13 protein-coding genes are annotated in these 17062 nt (G+C 66.3%); 8 read left to right on the top strand and 5 right to left on the bottom strand.

Annotated elements, in window-relative coordinates; genetic code table 11:
* Window positions 1-1962, top strand: coding sequence for an OPT family oligopeptide transporter (locus ETR14_RS04090; RefSeq protein WP_129383489.1), 1962 nt, complete (start codon window positions 1-3; stop codon window positions 1960-1962).
* Window positions 1963-2091: 129 nt separating this feature from the next.
* On the opposite strand, the gene ETR14_RS04085 is transcribed toward ETR14_RS04090, so the two are convergent.
* Together ETR14_RS04085 and ETR14_RS04080 are read right to left on the bottom strand one after the other, a co-directional pair.
* Window positions 2092-4770 carry a M1 family metallopeptidase gene (locus ETR14_RS04085; protein ID WP_129383488.1) on the bottom strand — a complete coding sequence of 893 codons (2679 nt, stop codon included), beginning with the start codon at window positions 4768-4770 and terminating at the stop codon, window positions 2092-2094.
* A 63-nt stretch (window positions 4771-4833) separates the two neighbouring features.
* Entirely contained in the window at window positions 4834-5868 is a 1035-nt protein-coding gene (locus ETR14_RS04080) for a 2-dehydropantoate 2-reductase (RefSeq protein ID WP_129383487.1), read from the bottom strand.
* Window positions 5869-6071: 203 nt separating this feature from the next.
* On the opposite strand from ETR14_RS04080, the gene ETR14_RS04075 reads away from it, so the two are divergent.
* The gene (locus tag ETR14_RS04075) at window positions 6072-7679 is read left to right on the top strand and encodes a tetratricopeptide repeat protein (protein ID WP_165356306.1); all 1608 of its coding nucleotides are present in this window, start codon (window positions 6072-6074) and stop codon (window positions 7677-7679) included.
* 48 nt (window positions 7680-7727) lie between these two features.
* Here the strand turns inward: ETR14_RS04075 and ETR14_RS04070 are convergent, their stop codons facing one another.
* Entirely contained in the window at window positions 7728-8093 is a 366-nt protein-coding gene (locus tag ETR14_RS04070) for a helix-turn-helix domain-containing protein (RefSeq protein ID WP_206185964.1), read from the bottom strand.
* An 82-nt stretch (window positions 8094-8175) separates the two neighbouring features.
* Here ETR14_RS04070 and ETR14_RS04065 point away from each other — a divergent pair, with 82 nt between their 5' ends.
* Window positions 8176-8496: a putative quinol monooxygenase gene (locus ETR14_RS04065; protein WP_129383484.1), complete on the top strand. Its 321-nt coding sequence runs from the start codon at window positions 8176-8178 to the stop codon at window positions 8494-8496.
* Window positions 8497-8769: 273 nt separating this feature from the next.
* Window positions 8770-8940, top strand: a complete 171-nt coding sequence (locus tag ETR14_RS28120) for an SEL1-like repeat protein (RefSeq protein WP_165356305.1) — start codon at window positions 8770-8772, stop codon at window positions 8938-8940.
* Window positions 8941-8946: 6 nt separating this feature from the next.
* On the opposite strand, the gene queF is transcribed toward ETR14_RS28120, so the two are convergent.
* On the bottom strand, window positions 8947-9393 hold the full coding sequence (gene queF, locus ETR14_RS04060) for a preQ(1) synthase (protein ID WP_129383483.1): 447 nt from the start codon (window positions 9391-9393) through the stop codon (window positions 8947-8949).
* A gap of 76 nt (window positions 9394-9469) precedes the next feature.
* Entirely contained in the window at window positions 9470-9760 is a 291-nt protein-coding gene (locus tag ETR14_RS04055; protein ID WP_165356304.1) for a hypothetical protein, read from the bottom strand.
* On the opposite strand from ETR14_RS04055, the gene ETR14_RS04050 reads away from it, so the two are divergent.
* The 4 genes from ETR14_RS04050 to ETR14_RS04035 all read left to right on the top strand — a co-directional run bounded on the left by ETR14_RS04050 (window position 9729) and on the right by ETR14_RS04035 (window position 17057).
* Window positions 9729-11759 (top strand): ATP-binding protein, encoded by a 2031-nt coding sequence (locus tag ETR14_RS04050; protein ID WP_165356303.1) that lies wholly within the window; start codon window positions 9729-9731, stop codon window positions 11757-11759. The two genes, ETR14_RS04055 and ETR14_RS04050, sit on opposite strands and share 32 nt — an antisense overlap.
* A gap of 147 nt (window positions 11760-11906) precedes the next feature.
* Window positions 11907-13409, top strand: a complete 1503-nt coding sequence (locus tag ETR14_RS04045) for a S10 family peptidase (RefSeq protein ID WP_129383480.1) — start codon at window positions 11907-11909, stop codon at window positions 13407-13409.
* A gap of 53 nt (window positions 13410-13462) precedes the next feature.
* The gene (locus tag ETR14_RS04040; protein WP_129383479.1) at window positions 13463-15055 is read left to right on the top strand and encodes a M28 family metallopeptidase; all 1593 of its coding nucleotides are present in this window, start codon (window positions 13463-13465) and stop codon (window positions 15053-15055) included.
* Window positions 15056-15059: 4 nt separating this feature from the next.
* Window positions 15060-17057, top strand: a complete 1998-nt coding sequence (locus tag ETR14_RS04035; protein WP_165356302.1) for a DUF4910 domain-containing protein — start codon at window positions 15060-15062, stop codon at window positions 17055-17057.
* Window positions 17058-17062 lie beyond the last annotated feature (5 nt).

The raw sequence follows: 17062 nt of genomic DNA, 5'->3' as shown, positions 1-17062 counted from the left end.
ATGAGCGATACCAGAGAGGCAGCCGCGCTGCCGGAACTTACTGTCCGGGCGGTGCTGCTCGGCGGCGTGATCACGTTGCTGTTCACCGCTGCCAACGTCTATCTCGGGCTCCGGGTGGGACTGACCTTCGCCACTTCGATCCCAGCAGCGGTCATTTCGATGGCGGTGCTTCGCTGGTTTTCATCGTCGAACATCCTCGAGAACAACATCGTCCAGACGGTGGCTTCGGCCGCGGGAACCCTCGCTGCGATCTGCTTCGTGCTGCCCGGCCTCGTCATGATCGGCTGGTGGCAGGGTTTCCCCTATTGGACGACGGCGCTCGTCACCTTCCTCGGCGGCGCGCTCGGCGTGCTCTTCTCGATCCCGCTGCGGCGGGCGCTGGTCACCGACTCGCCCTTGCCCTTCCCGGAAGGTGTCGCCGCCGCGGAGGTCCTCAAGGTCGGCGAAGCCTCACGGCAAGGTGCCGAGGAGAGCAGCAAGGGGCTGATGGCGATCGTCGCCGGCTCGCTCGTCTCCTCGCTGTTCGCGCTGCTGGCGGCGATGCGGCTCACCGCGGCCGATGCAGCGGCCTTTTTCCGCTTCGGTCCTGCGGTCACCGGCTTCAATCCCGGATTTCAATTCGCCCTGCTGGGCGCCGGCCATCTCGTCGGTCTGTCGGTGGGGCTCGCCATGGGACTCGGCTTGATCATCGCCTGGGGCGTCGCGGTTCCGTTGCTCAGTGCGATGGTGCCGAACGCGGCCGCGCTGGGTGCAGAGGAACTTGCGACCGACGTGTGGGTGCACCAGGTTCGCTTCCTCGGCGCCGGCGTGATCGGGGTGGCGGCGGTCTGGACGCTGCTCAGCATCATCGGCCCGATCGTTCGCGGCCTCGCCGGCGCGATCGCCGCCTCGCGCGCCCGGCGTGCCGGGCAGGGCGCCTCGCTGGCGCTGAGCGAGCGCGACATGCCGATCTCCGCGCTCGGCCTTGGAACCGTGTTCGCGCTTCTGCCGATCGGCTGGCTGCTGGTCGCGGAACTCGGCGATGCCGCCGGCGGGCGCACCGCGGTCGTGATCGCGCTCAGCCTCGCCTTCATCCTGGTCGCCGGCGCGTTCATCGCTGCGGTGTGCGGCTACATGGCGGGCTTGATCGGGGCCTCGAACAGCCCCGTCTCGGGCATCGGCATTTTGGCGGCGATCGGCTCTTCGCTGCTGCTGCTCTTCGTCGTCGGCGCGGGCCAGGATGCCGAGGCGAGCCGTCCGCTGGTCGCTTACGCGCTGATCGTCACCGGCATCGTGTTCGGCATCACCACCATCTCCAACGACAATCTCCAGGATCTGAAGACCGGCCAGCTCGTTGGCGCGACCCCATGGCGCCAGCAGGTCGCCCTTCTGTTCGGCGTGCTGTTCGGCGCCGCGATCATCCCTCCGGTGCTGAGCCTGCTCAACGCAGGCTACGGCTTTGCGGGGGCGCCCGGCGCCGGTCCCGAGGCGCTGCCCGCGCCGCAGGCGGCCCTGATCTCGGCGATCGCGCAGGGCGTGCTCGGCGGCGCGCTCGACTGGCGGATGATCGGCTACGGCGTGTTGCTCGGCGTCGCCCTGATCATCGTCGATGCCGCACTCGGACGCGCCGGCAAGACCCGCCTGCCGCCGCTGGCGATCGGGATCGGCATCTACCTGCCGATGTCGACCACCCTGATGGTGGTGGTCGGCGCGATTGCCGGCTGGGTCTATGATCGCCGTGCCGAGCGCGCCCGTGACCCCGAAGCCGCACGTCGGATGGGTGTCCTCGCCGCGACCGGGCTGATCGTCGGCGAGAGCCTGTTCGGCGTGCTGCTCGCCGGAATCGTTGTCGGCACGGGTAGCGCGACCCCGCTGGCGATCGTCGGCGACGGCTTCCGTCCGGTCGCGGTCGGCGGTGGCGCCCTGTTGTTCGCGCTGCTGGCGTTGTGGCTGTACCGGCGGAGCGCCCGCGCTGCGGCATGAAGCCATGCGTCGCGCGCTCCGTTCGGGCTGAGCTCGTCGAAGCCCTTTTCTGCTCTTCGGGCGGTAAGGGAAGGCAAGGGCTTCGACAGGCTCAGCCCGAACGGATGTCAAAGGGACGTGTGCACGTGCTCAGCCCCGCTTTGCCTCCAGCCATTTCGTGATGTCCGGCAGGCGCTCGGTGCGGACGCGGGTGCGGTCGCGGATGCCGCCGATCGCCGTGTCGGCGGGGCGCCGCGACTCCGGGGTCAGATACCGGGTGGCATAAGCCTCGATCTTCTGAATCATCGCCGGGTCGGACGAACCGGCGCCGAGCTGGGCGATGAAGCGCGAGCGTGAGGAGATGTCGACCAGTGCCTCGACCTTCTCGCGATTGACGATCGCGAAATCGAAGGCGAGATCGGGATGTTCGCCCGAAACCGCGCTGATGATGCCGGCGCTGGTGGTGGCACCAGGCTCGTCGGTCAGCGCCAGCCTCAGCGCCCGCTGCGCCAGGGCAGGATCGCGGTTGGTGCCGAGCAGCTTGTAGAGCTGCGCCTTGACCAGGGGATTGGTCTCGGCACGCGCCTGGCTCCTCAGGCGATCCCAGCCTGCGGCATCGAGATTGCGTGCGACGACCGCCAGGATCGTACTTCGCAACGGCCCGGCCGCCGCGATCGGATCGTTGGCTGCGTAGAGACGGGAAGCCTCGTCGACCACCCCGCGGTCACCCATGCCGCCGAGCGTCGAGATCAACTCGGAGCGGAGCACTGGAGTGGTCGGCGCCTCATCCGGCTTCGCCGTCCACCCGATCCGCTTCAGCATCGGCGAGAGCTTGGCGGATGCGTATCGGGCGATCGCCGCCTGATGCGCGGCGTCGCCGTCATAGAGGCCGTAAAGCCCCTCCAGGATCGATGCCATGCGGCTGTAGACCTGCGGATTGGCGTCGGCCGGAACCGCATCGACAAGGTCGAGAGCCTCCGCAGCGGACTGGTAGCCGGCGAGGCCCAGCCCCCATTGATCCGCCAACAGGCCGATCTGATCGATGGGCGGGAGCTGCGCGAACGAGGCGGCGATCCGGTCGAGCATCGCCGGCGTGTACAGCGTCCGGTAATAGCCCGATTGACCGCTGTTCACGACCAGGGTGCCACAGCCAGGCACGTCGAACGTAGCATGGCCGCCCTCGACGAGCGCGCGCGCCGGCTTGCTGCCGAGAGTGGCGCCGATCACCGGCACCCGCCAGCTGAGCGGCGCCTTGTCAGATCGGTCGCGGCTGAATTCGCCCTGGCGCAAGGTCACGCGGGTGCTGCCTCCGCTGCATGCGGCCTGTTCGACGCGGATCAGCGGCACGCCCGGCTGGAGCGTGAAATCATGTGCGATTGCGGTGACGGGCTTGCCGGCCGCGCGCTCGATCTTCGCCGACAAATCGTCGGTGCGGGTGTTGCCGAGCTTGTGGGTGCGGATGTAATTCTGAACGCCGCGCCGCCAGGCGTCTTCGCCGACATAATCCTCCAGCATCGTGATCACCGCCTCGCCCTTCGAGTAGGTGATCGAATCGAAGGCCTGGCTGATCTGCTCGACCGTAGTCAGGCGCTGGACGACGGGATGGGTGGTGGCGACGCTGTCGAGCCCGATCGCCGCCTCGCGGCCAGCAACGATGCCGAGTTCGGGCTCCCATTCCGGGTGGAGCGCAGTGGTCGCCTTGGTCGCCATCCACGAGGCGAAGCCTTCGTTCAGCCAGAGATCGTCCCACCACGCCATCGTGACGAGATCGCCGAACCATTGATGCGCCATCTCGTGCGCGGCGACTTCGAAGATGCGCTGGCGTGCAGATTCGCTGGTGATCACTGGGTCGACGAGCAGGACCGACTCGAACGAGAAGATCGCGCCCCAATTTTCCATCGCTCCGAAGAACTGACTGCTTCCGGGACCGGCGACGTTGTCGAGCTTCGGCAACGGATAGGGCGTGCCGAAATAATTGTTGTACCAGGGGAGCAGCTTCGCCGAGCTCTCCAGGGCCCAGCGGCCCTGCTCGCCATTGCCGCGCTTGCTGACGACGCCGATCTCGGTGTTCGCCGCGGTCGTGGTGATCCGGTCGAACTCGCCGACGCCCATGAACAGCAGGTAGCTCGACATTGGCGGCGTGGTCCGGAAGGTCACCGTCTTCGTGCCGCCCGCGCGCGGCTCGACGCCGGCTTGCGGCATGTTGCTGATCACGTCCTGATCGGCGGGCGCGGTCACGCTCAGCGTGTAAAGCGTTCGATATTGCGGCTCGTCCCAGCCCGGAAAAAACCGGCGCGCGTCCGGCGCCTCGAACTGGGTGAACAAAGCGCGCTTCTTGCCCGCGCCGCTCTCATAATCGAGCGCGAACAGACCCGCCGCCTGGCTGTAGATCTTGCCGGAATAGTCGAAGCGCAGGCGGTAACGGCCCGGTTGCAGGCGCTCACCGAAGCGTACGGTCGCGGTCTGCTTGTCGGCATCGACCGACACTCGGCCGGCCGCGGGCTGGCGCGCGGTGCCGTCGCTGGACAGCGCGGCGATCTCGGCAGAGCGGAAGTCGAGATCGGCGGCGTTGACGGTCAGCGTGTCGGTCGCTTCGAGCACGTCGACGTCGATGGTGGTGATGCCGCTGAAGCGCAGGTTTTGCGCATCGGGCGTCACGGAGATCCTGTATTGGAGCGGACGCGCGTTGCGGGGAAGCTGGGTGGGGACGGTGGAGACGTCCGCGGCCGTCGGCGGAGCGGTGATCGCGGATGGCGAGGAGGCGGTGCCTGCGCAGGCGGAGAGCGAGACGGAAAGCGCGATCAAAGAGGCGGCGGCGGCAAGGCGCATCGGGCAGGCTCCGGAAAAACAGCGGTTTTTCGGCCCCTGCGCGGCACGTGCCGCGTTGTCAAATCAGTATCCGAAGACCGGCGCCACCTTATGCCCCTGCAGCACGTGTGCGCGCAGATCCTCCGGGCTCCACAGATGCTCGACTCCAAGCTCCGCCTGCTTGACCAGGTCGACGATGGCGGTGTTGACCGGCGCGCGCTTCTTCAGCCGCTTGGCAAGCCTGACCACTTCGCCGTTGAGATAATCGATCTCCGTCGTGCGTCCGGCGCGAAGATCGTCGGCCATGGACGAGCGTGCCTTCGCATCGATCTTCTGGATCTTGAGGAAGAGGTTATTGAAGATGAGGTTCGGCGCCGCAATGGCGTGGGGCAGGAGCTTCGGCGCGATCGGGCCGATCTTTGCCGGCTCGATCCCCGCGGCCGCGAGGAGATCGAGGGCTTCGACGATCGACGCTGCGACGACCCGGCGATAGTCACGCTCGCGCAATTGCTCGAGCAAGGTTCGGCCCGACAAGGCGTTGACCGCATTGTTGAGGTTGATGAGCAATTTGCCCCAGGCGATCGCGGCCATGTCGTCGGCGAGGCGCAAGGCAGCGGGCCCGCCGCCGACCTCCTGGGCGAGGACGCGGGTGCGTGGAATGTCCTGAACGACGAGCTCGCCGGCGACGCCCTTGTGGAAACGGCCATGGCCGAGATAGGCGACGTTGAACGGCACCATGGCCTGCGCGATCTCGAACCGGTCCTTCAGCACGTCCCGCAGGGCATCGACGTTGCTGACCCCGTTCTGAAAGCTGATCACCAGAGCGCCGTTCTTGCCGTGGCGCGCGATCTGCTTCGCCGCTTCGGCCGTGCCGGTGCTCTTGACGCAGAGCGCGATGATGTCGGCTTTGGCCAAAGCCTTGGGGCTGGTGGCGTAGTCGACCTGCTCGGGGTTCCGGCGAACGCGCCAGCCGGAATAATCGGTGAGCGTCAGGCCTTCGGCGGCGATCGCCGTCCCGATCGCCTCGCGGCCGACGAACCGCACAGGAAGGCCGGCGTGCGACCAGGCGCCGCCGATGAAGCAGCCGACCGACCCGGCGCCCAAGATCGCAATCGTCATCGGCTCCCGTTAGCCGCTCCGCGGAACGCTGCCTACCGCCGGAAATGGGCACTTTGTTTCAAATGCGTTTTGATGGTAGAGAACAGCTGGTGAACAAAGGCGGCTTTGCCGGCTGCCATTCTTCCTTGTTGCGTAGCCCGCTGCGTCGACCGAGCGGCTGCCTCAGCCCGATGCCGCTCGTCTCAGGACCTTCCGAGGAGAGGATGATGGCCACCCTGCTGTTTAACGTCGTGGAAGCCGTGAAGAAGGCGGTGTTGCCCGCGCCGGGCATCCCGGACGCCGAGGCCGCGATGATGCGCGGCGACATGCCGCGCGCGATCGCAATCCTCAGGCGGCTCTCCGATCAGGGCAATCCGGAAGCCGGCCGGATGCTTGCCGTTCAATATGCTTTCGGCGACCTGGAATTTCGCGATCCCGACGAGGCGCTGCGTCTGTTCCGTATCGCCGCGGAGGCGGGATCGGCAAAGGCTATGGTCCACATCGGCGAGATGCATCATGTCGGTCGCGGCGTTCCCGAAGATCCTGCCGTGGCTATCGCCTTCTACCGGCGGGCCGCCGAGCGCGGCGAGGGGCTTGGAGCCTTCCTCCTGGGGCTGACCCTGGTCGACGGCGATGCCGACGCAGTGGCGGCGGATCCGGCGGAGGGGGTGGTATGGCTCCGCCGCGCCGCGGAGGATGGAGGTGCCGATGCGACTCTGATGCTCGGCACGCTCTACAGGGACGGCCGCGGCGTCGACCGCGACTATCAGGAGGCGCTCCTCTTCTTCCGCGCCGGTGCCGCCGAGGCGAACGAGACCTGCGAACATGCCCTGGGTGCGCTCTACGACGCAGGGCTGGGCGTCGAACAGGATTCCGCCGAGGCGTTCCGCTGGTACGTGCGTGCTGCGGCGGGTGGCGACCCGGATGCCGCCGCGAGGGTCGGCTTCTGCTACGCCCTCGGCCGCGGTGTTCCGCAGGATCGGCACGTTGCAGCCTTCTACTTCGAAGCGGCCGCTGGAGACGATGATTGTGCCCCCGCGCGCGCCGCATTGCAGGTGCTGCGCGGTGAGCCAGGCGATCTCGACGAGCTGCGCGGCCGCCTGAGCGATATGCCCGGACCACCCTTCGAGTCCGCCCGCGCGTTCATTGAAGGCGTCACGATGGCGAGCCCGCTGGGACCCGTAACCCGGGAGACCGGGATCGGATATTTCACAAAGGAGTCGGAGGAGGGCAATCTGGAAGCCACCTTCCTGCTGGCGATGCTCTACGATGAAGGCAGAATGGTTCCCGAGGATCCCGATGTGGCAATGCGCCTGTTGCGGCGATGCGCTGAGGCTGGAGATGCCAATGCCGAGCGGAGCATCGGGATCATGTACCAGCACGGTCGCGGCGTGCGCGCCGACGAGGCGGAAGCGCTGCGCTGGCGCAAACGGGCGGCGGAGCATGGCAGCGCCGAAGCGATGGCGGATCTCGGCGCGATGCATCTTTACGGTGAGGACGGTCCGATCGACGTCGAGGCGGCTCTGGACTGGCTCTCCAAAGCGGCCGATGCCGGCAGCGGCAGGGGCATGACCATCCTTGGTCAGCAATATGTTCTTGGCAGGATCGTGCCGCAGGACCTGCCGCGCGGTCTTGATCTTCTGCAGCGCGCGGCGGGTCTCGGCGATGCACGTGCGATGGGCTTGCTCGGCGTGATCTGTGCGGATGGCAAAGGAGTCGAGCAGGATCTCGCCAGCGCCGAAATCTGGCTGATCAAGGCGCTCCGTGCGGGCGCGGACGATGTCGAGCAACTGCTCGAAGACGTTCGCGCCGAGCGGGCCGGCTGCATCTGACCGCCGCGATCGGGCGCAGCCGCCGGCCTGGACGCTCCCGTAATCGATCTACCTGACGTGTCGGTCAGCGGTCTGCGGGAAGCGGATGTCCAGCTGATCGGCCAGCAAGCCGCCCGCGCGATACAAGGCCTCGAGAACGGGGGCGAGGTCTCGACCCCGGTCGGTGAGCCGATAATGCTTCCGATCTCCCGCGGCATCGATGGCGACGTGTTCGACGACGCAGAGTTCGACGAGGTCCTTCAGCTTCTCGGTCAAGACCTTGTCGGAGAGGCCGCGCATGCTGTTCCGCAGCCCGCCGTACGTGAGCGGACCTTCCTTGATTCGCGCCAGGATTACCGTCTTCCACTTCCCTCCGAGCAGATCGACCGCGAGTTCCACAGGGCAGCCATAGTCTTTCCTGAAATGCTTGGTCACGGACGTCCTTACCATCTGGTGCGTTGAATTCGGTTGGCGAAGCTGCTCGCCTCGATCCGATCGACAGCGACGAGGAAGAAAGATGATCGTGGAGTATATCCGATACGCTCTGACCAAGCACCAGCCCGACCAGCTGGCCGACGCCTATGCGACGGCAGCCGAACATCTCGATCTGTCCCCGCATTGTATCGACTACGAGCTGACGCAGTGTGCCGACGATGCGAACAGCTTTATCCTTCGCATTCGCTGGCAGTCGGCCGAAGCCCATATGCAGGGTTTCCGCCGATCCGCGCACTTCCCGCCGTTCCTGGATGCAATCCGCCCCTTCGTCGGCGAGATCGTCGAAATGCGCCATTACCGGACGACGCGGATCGTTGGTACCGGGGCCGGCGTCCAAGCATAAACCGCGATAGGCCGCAGAGCGGAGCCGGGCAGCCTGGCCGATCGGGAAGCCGGATGCGGCACCATCCTCGAAACGGCAACAAGTGCCCGGCAACGTCAGGCGCCATGGAAGGCCGCGCCGGCGGGCTCCGTCAGAGGTGGGTGGCCAGGGCATGCTCAGGGTGCCGCGGCGGCGTGTCGGCAGCACTCCGTTCCTCTTTGCGACTCTCCTGAACTGGGGCAGGAGTATCTGCTCGCGGCGCGCGGTCGTCGTGATCTGCCGCGTAGCCATGCCATGCTCGCCGAGGCGATCGAAGAAGGCGATGCTCGCGCGCTCACCTATCTCGGGCTTGCACATCTCGACGGTATCGGGGTGCCGGCGGACCGCGCAAAGGCGCGGGCGTTGATCGAGCGCGCGGCGGCGGCAGGGGACGATCTTGCCGCCGAGACGCTCAGCAAGATGTGAGTGCGGTCAGCCGCGCCCGCGGTAGCTCGTCACGCCCTGATCGGGTACCCACAGGCCCTCCGGGGGAGCGCCTGTCTGCCAGAAAACGTCGATCGGGATGCCGCCGCGGGGGTACCAATAGGCCCCGATCCGAAGCCAGCGCGGCTGCATTTCCTCCACCAGCCGTTCGGCGATCCCGACAGTGACATCTTCGTGGAAGCCGCAATGGTTCCGGAAGGAATGGAGAAACAGCTTCAGCGACTTGGATTCCACGATCGTCTCGCCCGGGCAGTAATCGATCATGATGTGGGCAAAATCCGGCTGCCCGGTCACTGGGCAAAGCGAAGTGAATTCCGGCGCGGTGAAGCGCACCAGATAGAGGCGGCCGAGCCGCGGATTGGGCACGTAATCGAGCCGTGCCTCTTCGGGCGATGACGGGAGCGGGCTCGATTGGCCGAGGTGGGTCAGGTCCATGAGCGCGCCTCTAATCCTTGAAGGCGCCGCTTGGAAGTAGGTCGCATCGATGTCTGATGCGCTTCGAAGCCCTCCTTCATGCCGGCTGAAGGCCGCCAGCCGCATTCTGATGGTGGTCCCGGAGCGAAAGGCCGGCCAGTGCGGGTGATCTGCGCGACGCTCCATCCTTTTGCTCGACTTCTGACAAGAACCGCGCTTGCGATGGAAAGGCGCGGCGCGAACAGCTATGATCACGCTTCTTGTCGAGCTTGCCTGCGTTGATGTCGTCGGTGGGATGAAACTGGATCGTCACGCACAGCATGTCAGCCAGCCGATCCTCTCTGTCGAGCAAGCCCATGGCGGTTCTCGTCTTCGGCGGCAGCATCATTCTCCTCCTGCTGCTGTGGGCGGCGACGATCTCGCAGCTCGCATTCGAGCGATCGAGCGCGATTGCAGCTGCACTTCGAGAGAACCGCAACCGCGCCATCGCTTTCGAACAATATGTCACTCGAACCTTCGAAGCGGCGGATTTCGCAGCCCTGCACCTGACCGCGCATGTTCCGCCGATGCCAAAGGAAGCGGCGCCCGCTCCGCCTCGCCGCCTGTCTGATCCGGTGGCGCAGGATCCGCTATTCTCCGCGGTGATGATCGCCGATGCCGAAGGCCGGGTGCGCTTTTCCACCAGGCCTCCCGACCGGCCGGTTTCGGTGGCCTCCCGCATGCCGGTCGGAGCGGTTCAGGGCAACGGACCGGCGCGACTGTTCATCTCGGCGCCCGCCACGACAGAGGGTGCGCGCGGGCCGGTGATCGCCTTCACCCGGCCGCTGGCGCAACCGGATGGGGCGGTCTCCGGTGCGGTGATCGTCGAAATGCCGGTGGAACGGCTCGTCGATTTCACCCGAGGTGCTGCCATCCGGCCGCAGGATCTGGTGTCCGTTATCCGCCTCGATGGGATCACGCTGGCGCGGCGCCAGGGCAATATGCTCGGTTGGGGCGAGGATCTGCGCGGGCAGTTAGTGATGGAGCGTCAGATGCGGGATCCGAACGGATCCTATCTCGGACCAGCGGCGCTCGATCGGATCCGACGCTATTTCAGCCATCGGCGGCTGGAACAATATCCGGTATTCGTCACGGTCGGAATTGGCGAGGCCGATGTGTTGGCGGAGATCCGGAGCCGCTCGCGTTACTATCATTTTGGTATGGCCTTCCTTACCCTGGCCATTCTCGCCTTTGCGGCCAGCACCACGTTCGGCCTGCTACGCCGGGACCGGGCTGTGAAATCGCTTGCCGCAGCCAATCGTAAATTGCGCGAGGCGCAGCGCCTCGGTCGGATCGGCGACTGGGAATATGACGTGGCCGCCGATCGCTTCCTGTGGTCGGCGCAGATGTGCGAGATGTACGGACGAGCGGCCAAGGATGATGTCCTGACGCTCGATGCCGTGCTCGCCTATCTCGACGCGAATAGCCGGGACGGCTTCGCGGGCGCACTGGCGGCAACCATCCATCTTGCCGAACCGCATCAATGCGAGGTGCTTGTCTGGCCGAGCCCGGAGACGCCGTCACACCGCCGGCTTCTCTTCTCGCCCGTTCTCAGCCCCGAAGGGCTGGTCAGCCGGATCATCGGGACGGATCAGGACGTCACGGAGGAAAAGCTCCACGAGGCGCTTCGCGAGGATGTCGCGCATATGGCGCGAGTCGACGCCATCAACACCATGGCGGCGACGATCGCGCACGAACTCGCCCAGCCGCTGACTGCCGCCGCCAATTACCTGCTCGGTGCCAAAGCCTATGCCCGCCGGCAGGCACCAGGAGACGATGCCTTGGTACGCGGCGCTTTGGAGCAGGTCGAGGACCAGATCATGCTCACCCGCGACATCATGCGGCGCGCCCGCGACATGATCGCGAAGAAACCGGGCGGGGACGACACCGCGTTCCTCCCGGATGTCGTCCGCGACGCGATATCTCTCGTCCGGATGGCCAATGGGATCGAACGGGTGGAGATCGCCAGCACCCTGCGCGAAGATGCTCACTGGGTTGCGGCCGACAAGATCCAGTTGCAGCAGGTGCTGATCAACCTTTTGCGCAACGCCTGCGAAGCCGTGGCGTCGGTGCAAGACCCGCGCGTGACGATATCCAGCGAATGGGCGGAGAAGGGAACGATCAAGATCTGCGTGGCGGACAACGGCCCTGGCGTTCCCGCAGACCTGCTGGAAGTCTTCTCTCCCTTTTCGTCCCGCAAGCGCAGCGGTCTGGGCCTTGGCCTGTCGATCTCGCGTGCGATCATCCACAATTATGGAGGGCGGATCTGGATCGACCAGTCCCGCTCCCAGGGTGCCTTGTTGTGCTTCACCCTCCCGTCGGCCTCCCCGGACGCGAGCCTCGCCTGAAGCATCCGTGGCAAGAGATCACAAGGGTCGTGGCGCTTGTGCATCACATGACGAGCAACTCTGCAGCAGCGCGCGAGATGGTGGACACGGTTCGTACCCGTAACTAGCCTTCACGCCATTCCACCCTGCCGAGGTCGTTCCCGCACCATGAAGAAGCTCGCACCCGCTCTCCTCGCCTTGTGCCTTGCCGCCCCGCTTGCCGCCCAGGAAAACGCAGCCGGAGAAGAGCGGAAGGAGGCAGCGGCACCGACGCCGCCGCCGACGATCTCGGTCACCAAGCATAGCGGAACGTTCGGTGGGCAGCGCATCAACTACACTGCGACTGCAGGCGAGACCTATTTGAAGGCCGAGGACGGGACACCGAAAGCGAGCATATTTTCGGTCGCCTATGTCAAGGAACCGCGCGATCCGAACCGCCCCATCGCTTTTCTGTTCAACGGCGGGCCCGGATCGGGTTCCTTGTGGCTCCACATGGGCGCCTTCGGCCCCAAGCGTGTCGCCATTCCCTCTGACGCGCGTGACGACGGCGCGCCGCCCTATCCGCTGATCGACAATCCCGACAGCTTGCTCGACGTCACCGATATCGTCTTCATCGATCCGGTCGGAACCGGGTTCAGTCATCCGCTCGGCAAGACCCCGGCCAAGGACTATTGGGGCGTCACCGCCGACGCGAAATCGATCGGCGAATTCATCCGCATCTGGCTCAATGAAAACGGGCGCTGGAACTCGCCAAAGTTCCTTGGCGGTGAGAGCTACGGGACCACCCGGTCGGCCGCGGTCGTCAACGAGCTGGAGGGGCGGTACAACGACGTCTCGTTGAATGGCATCATCCTGATCTCGACCATTCTCGATTTCGGCGCCCAGGCCGGTGTTCCCGGCAACGAAATGCCGTACGTGCTGTTCCTCCCGTCGATGGCGGCAGCGGCCCATCATCACGGCAAGGCGCCAGCCGACGCCGGAACGCTCGAGCAGTTCGTCGAAGAAGCGCGGACCTTTGCCGCCGGTGATTATGCGCTCGCTTTGCTGAAAGGGCAGAAGCTGCAGGGCGAGGAGAGAGCCGCCATCCGCCGCCGCCTTGCCCGGTTCACCGGGCTGTCGGAGACATTTCTCGACCAGGCGGATCTCAGAGTGTCCGATCAGCGCTTCTACAAGGAATTGCTGCGCGACCGAGGCCTGACCATCGGTCGTCTCGACGCGCGCTACACCGGCCGCGACTACGACAATGCGGGCGAGGGGCCTGACAACGACCCGAGCTTCTACGGCATCGACGGCGGCTATACCGCGGCGCTGAACGACTGGGTTCGGGGACCGTTGAAATTCACCACCGATCGGCAATATTCGACGATCGGCGGCGTCAGCGACTGGAACTGGGATCTCCCCGGCGGCGGTGACGGCACCTATTACAAGAACGTCGCCCCCTATCTCGGCCGCGCGATGCGCGAGAATGGCGGTCTGCGCGTGTTCGTCGGCCAAGGCTATTTCGATTTTGCTACCCCGTTCTTCGGCGCCGAATACAGTTTGAGCCGAACCGGGATACCCGCCGACCGGGTGCATTTCGAATATTATGGCTCCGGACACATGATGTACGTCCGCGACGAGGACCGATCGAAGCTGAGCCGCGACATCCGTTCCTTCATCCGCAGCCGCTGAAACCCTGAGTGCAGCGAGGCCCTGCAAACTTCCGCCGGATCCTGGAGCCGACCATGCGCCTGATTCTCGCTCTTCCGCTGATGTTGGCGTCGGCCTGCGCGACCCTGCCCCAGCCGCCCAACGCCGAACAGCGTGCCGAGCGCTGGTGGGACGACGTTGCGGCGCTGGCGGATGATGGAATGGAGGGGAGGCTCACCGGCACGCCCGGCTATCAGCGGGCTGCGGATCATGTCGTCTCGCGCCTGCGCGCGATCGGCCTGGAGCCGGCCGGAACCGAAGGCTTCTTCCAGCCGGTGGCGTTCGAAGAGCAGTTCGTCGATCATGCGACCTCGCGTGCCGCGCTGGTTGCGGGCGGGACGGCGACGCCGATCGCGCTGCCCGAGGATATGATCGTCGGGCGCGGCGAGGGCCGGCGGCCGGCGCATGTCGAGGCGCCATTGGTCTTCATCGGCTACGGCCTCCACATTCCCGAAGCCGGTCATGACGACCTTGCCGGAGTCGATCTCGCGGGCAAGGTAGCCGTGGTGATCAGCGGCGGCCCCGCCAGTATCTCGGGCGCGCTCAAGGCGCATGCGCGGCGGGAGCGTACCCGCCTGCTCGCCGAACGGGGCGCAATCGGCCTGATCTCGCTGACTGCGCCCAAGGCAGTTGAAACACCTTGGGGGCGTGCGGTCGCCCAAGCCGGTCAATCCGGCATGTATTTCGCCGATCCGGCGCTTCGCGACGTCAAGGCCGACTTCTTCAGCGCGAGCTTCGCGACCGGGTCAAGCGAGAAGCTGTTTGCCGGTTCGGGCCGCAGCTTCGCCGAGATCGGCGCGCTGGCCGATGCGTCGAGCCCGCTCCCGAAGGTCACGCTTGTCCAGAGCCTGCGGGCCGACATCGCCACCCGGCACAATGCGGTGACCTCGGCCAACGTCGTCGCCCGCCTTCCCGGCAGGGATAGCCGGCTCAAGGATGAGCATGTCGTCTTTTCGGCACATCTGGATCATCTCGGCACCAGCGCCCCGATTGATGGCGACGGCCTTTACAATGGCGCGCTCGACAATGCCGCGGGCTCCGCCGCCCTGCTCGATATCGCTGCCCGCTATCACGAGACTCGTGCCCGTCCGAAGCGCTCGATGCTGTTCGTCTTCGTGACCGCCGAGGAGAAGGGCTTGCTCGGCTCGCGCTATTTCTCGCTGCGGCCGAGCGTGCCCCGGCGCTCCATCGTTGCCGATCTCAACTTCGACATGGCGCTGCCGATCTTCCCGCTGCGGACCGTGATCGCGCTCGGCGCGGAGGAGAGCAGCCTCGGTGAAGACGCCGCCGCAATCGGCGCGGCGATGGGTCTGCCGCTGGTTCCCGATCCCTGGCCGGACCGGAACAGCTTCGTCCGCTCCGATCAGTATAGCTTCATCCGCGAAGGCATTCCCTCGCTCGCGTTCAAGTTCGGTTTCGCCCGCAACACGCCCGAAGCTGAGATCGAACGGGCCTGGCGGTCGACCCGCTATCACGCGCCCTCGGACGATCTGTCGCAGCCGGTCGAGAAACTGGATGCCGTCCGCCTCAACGACTTCGTTGCGGATCTTGGCCTCCGCATCGCCGACGCGGCCGAGCGGCCGCGTTGGAGCGATCAGAGCTTCTTCCGCCGTTTCGAAAGGCGCTAGAGCGATGCGCACGGCCCTTTCCCTGATCATCGCAGCGCTGGCCGTGGCACAGGCCCATGCTGCGGAGCGAGAGGTGCGGGCGCCGTTGCTCACGCCCGGGGAAACGCGGGCGCTCGCGTCGGAACTCTCGGGCGACGGGGCGAAGCGGACCATCGAGGCGTTGTCGCTGCACCATCGCATGCGCGGATCGAAAGGCTATGCGGCCGCAGCCGATCTCGTGCTGAGCCGCTTGCGGGACCAGGGACTTTCCGACGTCGAGATGATCCGGCTGCCGGCCGACGGCAAGATCTTCTACGGCACCCAGCGCTCCCGTCCCGCCTGGAATGCGCGATCGGCGGGATTGTGGGAGCAGAGCGAGAGCCGCGGCCGATGGTCGGATGCCGTTCGCGTCGCCTCATGGGCGGATCAGCCGATCACGCTCGCGCAGGACAGCGTCAGCGGCGCCGCCGAGGCCGACCTCGTCGACGTCGGGGCCGGCAGCGATGCCGCGGACTATGCGGGCAAGGACGTTCGCGGCAAACTGGTGCTCACCGCGTCGCAGCCCGAAGCGGTGGCCCGGTTGGCCGTCACCGAGCGAGGGGCTGCCGGCATCGTCTCGTGGGCACAGAATCAGCGCACCGCCTGGTGGGGCGAGGATCAGGACCTGATCCGCTGGGGTCATCTCAGCACGTGGGCCGATCCGACCTTCGCCTTCATGGTCTCGCCGGCTCAGGCCCGGGCCTGGCAGCAGCGCATGGCGGCAGGGAAGAGGATCCGGCTTCGCGCCGCGGTGGACGCGCGACGCAGCCCGGGCGCCTATCTGATCCCCACCGCCGTGATTCCCGGCGAGGACAGGGCGCACGAGATCGTCCTGTCCTGCCATCTCGATCATCCCTCGCCCGGCGCGAACGACAATGCGAGCGGCTGTTCGGGCATTCTCCAGATCGCCCGTACGCTGCAGCGGCTGATCGCGGACGGACGTCTCAAGCGCCCCAAGCGAACGCTGCGCTTCATCTGGCCGGCGGAAATCGAGGGTACGATCGCGCTGCTCAATGCGCGCCCTGAATTCGCCCGGCGTACCTTGGCAACGATCCATCTCGACATGATCGGCGGCAACAGCGAGCTGACCAAGGGCCGGCTGATGGTGGAGGGTTCGCCGCCGAGCCTGCCGAGCTTCGTCGGCGACGTGGGCTTCGCGATCGGCCGCTGGGTCGACGGTCAGGCAAGCGCCTTTGCGGATACCGGCAGCGCCGATCTGCCGCTGCTCGCGCCGGGCGGTACCCGCAATGCGCTCGATGCAAAGATCGGCGGCTTCAGCGAGGGCAGCGACCACCAGGTGTGGGCGGAGGGAAGCTGGCGCGTGCCGGTCCTGTATGTCGCCGACTGGCCGGATCGCTACATCCACACGCAAAAGGACGTTCCGGCGAACATCGATTCCACCAAGCTGAAGCGGGCGATGTTCATCGCCGCCGGCGCCGCCTGGGTGCTCGCCAATATCGACGCCGAGAGCCGCGAGCTCGTTCAGTTGCTTTCAGCCGAAAGCCAGCAGCGCCAGGCCGAGCTGACCCGTCGCGCGATCTCGCTGTCGAAGGCGGAGTCGGCGAACCTGTGGCGCTGGAGTGGTGCCTATGAGGTCGACGTTGCGCGCTCGCTCGGGCGCTTCGGCGTGACCAGGCCGGAGCCGCGGCCCGAAGGTCGGGGAACCTCGGCGGATGCCGCCTTCATGCTCTGCTACCAGCGCAGGGCGTCGCCGAAGGGGCCGATGGACGGGTTCGGCTACAGCTGGTTCGACGATCGACTGGCCAAGGCCGGTCTGCCGAGACCCGCTCTGCTCTTGCGCCCGCCGCAATGGGAGGGGGCGAGCTTCGCCTACGAAGCCTTGAACCTCGTCGACGGGGTGAGAACAATCCAGGACATCGCCGACGATCTCTCGGCCACGGTCGGTGCCGTGCCTGTGGCGGAAGTCGCCGAGTTTCTGAAGACGCTGGAGCGACTCGGCGTTATCGAGCCGGCAAAGGGCTGAGGAGC

The organism is Sphingosinicella sp. BN140058, from assembly GCF_004135585.1.
In the GTDB taxonomy this organism is placed as follows: Bacteria; Pseudomonadota; Alphaproteobacteria; order Sphingomonadales; family Sphingomonadaceae; genus Allosphingosinicella.
Note: the sequence above shows the minus strand (reverse complement) of the source record. Positions and strands in the feature narration are given on the sequence as shown.

Bases quoted from the DNA above. Each gene is read 5' to 3' on its own strand.
- queF (WP_129383483.1), bottom strand. From the start codon at position 9,393: ATGGACCTGACCCACCTCGGCCAATCGAGCCCGCTCCCGTCATCGCCC.
- ETR14_RS04080 (WP_129383487.1), bottom strand. From the start codon at position 5,868: ATGACGATTGCGATCTTGGGCGCCGGGTCGGTCGGCTGCTTCATCGGC.
- ETR14_RS04055 (WP_165356304.1), bottom strand. From the start codon at position 9,760: ATGATGCTGCCGCCGAAGACGAGAACCGCCATGGGCTTGCTCGACAGA.
- ETR14_RS04040 (WP_129383479.1), top strand. From the start codon at position 13,463: ATGCGCCTGATTCTCGCTCTTCCGCTGATGTTGGCGTCGGCCTGCGCG.
- ETR14_RS04085 (WP_129383488.1), bottom strand. From the start codon at position 4,770: ATGCGCCTTGCCGCCGCCGCCTCTTTGATCGCGCTTTCCGTCTCGCTC.
- ETR14_RS04075 (WP_165356306.1), top strand. From the start codon at position 6,072: ATGATGGCCACCCTGCTGTTTAACGTCGTGGAAGCCGTGAAGAAGGCG.
- ETR14_RS04050 (WP_165356303.1), top strand. From the start codon at position 9,729: ATGGCGGTTCTCGTCTTCGGCGGCAGCATCATTCTCCTCCTGCTGCTG.
- ETR14_RS04065 (WP_129383484.1), top strand. From the start codon at position 8,176: ATGATCGTGGAGTATATCCGATACGCTCTGACCAAGCACCAGCCCGAC.
- ETR14_RS04090 (WP_129383489.1), top strand. From the start codon at position 1: ATGAGCGATACCAGAGAGGCAGCCGCGCTGCCGGAACTTACTGTCCGG.
- ETR14_RS28120 (WP_165356305.1), top strand. From the start codon at position 8,770: ATGCTCGCCGAGGCGATCGAAGAAGGCGATGCTCGCGCGCTCACCTAT.
- ETR14_RS04035 (WP_165356302.1), top strand. From the start codon at position 15,060: ATGCGCACGGCCCTTTCCCTGATCATCGCAGCGCTGGCCGTGGCACAG.
- ETR14_RS04045 (WP_129383480.1), top strand. From the start codon at position 11,907: ATGAAGAAGCTCGCACCCGCTCTCCTCGCCTTGTGCCTTGCCGCCCCG.